Source organism: Cytobacillus sp. IB215665 (assembly GCF_033963835.1).
In the GTDB taxonomy this organism is placed as follows: Bacteria; Bacillota; Bacilli; order Bacillales; family SM2101; genus Nanhaiella.
Map to the genome: position 1 here is coordinate 1 of NZ_JAXBME010000040.1, position 1,599 is coordinate 1,599.

Here is a 1,599-nt window from a genome sequence, read left to right on the forward strand (position 1 = left end):
CAATACCAGCTAATATAAGTCAATACATTTTAAGAAATCATAATAGATTTAAGATGATATAATAAAAATGGACATGACAAATAAGCTTCAATATCATTATTTGAAGTTTTTGTTAGTTGTGTAATTAATTGTATTGATTTATGCAATATACATTTGCTTATTCTTTAATATCGCATAAATCCAATGCAATAGCTTGTTGGCACAAGCTATGATGGCTACTTTGTGAGGCTTGCCCTCACTTCTTTTTTTGTCATAATACGTTCGGATTTTCATGTTGCGATTATTGGTTAGTCCACACTGAACTGCTGTATAGAGTGTCTGACGAAGCTTAGTAGATCCTCTTTTAGTAATACGGTTGATTGTGGCTGTAAACTGACCAGATTGGTATACCCTCGGATCAATCCCAGCGTAGGCTACTAGTTTTTTCGGATGGCTAAACTGCGCAACATCGCCTATTTCTGAAATAAGTGTTGCTGCTATTTTAGTTCCTATCCCTGGGATGGATGTAAGAATCTCATACTCTTCAAACTGCATCGCTAACGATTCGATCTCCTGTTCTAGTATGTTCAGAAACTCTCTTTGTTGAAGAAGCATTTGAATATACATTTTTAGCGTAACCAAGTTACTTTGATACAGTGTCTTCTTAAATGGGTTCCGTTCTGCTGACTCTTTTAACTTCAAAGCCTTCTCATAAAACCACCCATACGATCTTTTTCCTCCTATATCATGCATCTTCCTTGCTAATTCTTCCGTTGGTACCTTCAATACTTCATGAGATGTAGGATAGATGAGTAGCGTTTTTAAGGATAAAGGCGCGTATAAATTACTAAAAACTCCTTTATATTCAGGAAATACTTGATCTAGTATCGTTTGGAACTGAAGTTTCAGTTGTACATAGTTCCGTGTTAAGGAATCGTGTTGTCTATTCAGGTTTCTCAGATTCATCGTTTCAACACTTTTTTGTTGGTAGGCAACTAAGTCCTCTTTGTAATACATCTCACACAAATGTTTCGCATCAGCTGGGTCTGATTTTACTTTTCGAAGACTACTTTTTTTCGTTTCGTAAGAAACAATGGGATTCACTAAATAGTACGTAATCTTTTTTTCCTCGAGAAACTGTAAAATAGGTTCATGGTAGTGCCCTGTAGATTCAAAAACAATGACAGGTTTTAATTCAGCGTGGATTTCCACCTCTTTGAAAAACATAAAAAATTCACGTAATCCATTGGTATCATGCTTAAACTTGAAGGTCTTTCCGAAGGGGTGCTTTCTTGCCAGGAAAGCTTGAACTTGGCTTTCTCCTTTTGCGACATCCAGGCCAATCACTGGATCCATACTTTATCACATCTCCTTTTAGTAGATTTGTCGGTAGCCCCTGTCTATCTTGTAGTGTCATAGCTTCGCTTGTTATACGGGGTCAATGCCCCAACCAGCCTCAAACATGTTTCTACAAGTAGGGAGTGGACAGTATTGCGGACGGGATCAAGTCCCACTGGCGCCTACGTCCTACTCCGACTACCTAAAGAATAGCCTATAAAAAGAAGGCCAACCAGATAATATCAATCTGGATGACCTTATAATACGAAATGGCGCCTTTCT

Annotated in this window: 1 protein-coding gene; it reads right to left on the reverse strand. The window is 37.8% G+C overall.

The features are described from left to right. Window positions 1–138 precede the first annotated feature (138 nt). Window positions 139–1,335: an IS110 family transposase gene (locus tag SLH52_RS23145; protein ID WP_320211556.1), complete on the reverse strand. Its 1,197-nt coding sequence runs from the start codon at window positions 1,333–1,335 to the stop codon at window positions 139–141. Between the last annotated feature and the right edge of the window lie 264 nt (window positions 1,336–1,599).

Bases quoted from the DNA above. Each gene is read 5' to 3' on its own strand.
- SLH52_RS23145 (WP_320211556.1), bottom strand. From the start codon at position 1,335: ATGGATCCAGTGATTGGCCTGGATGTCGCAAAAGGAGAAAGCCAAGTT.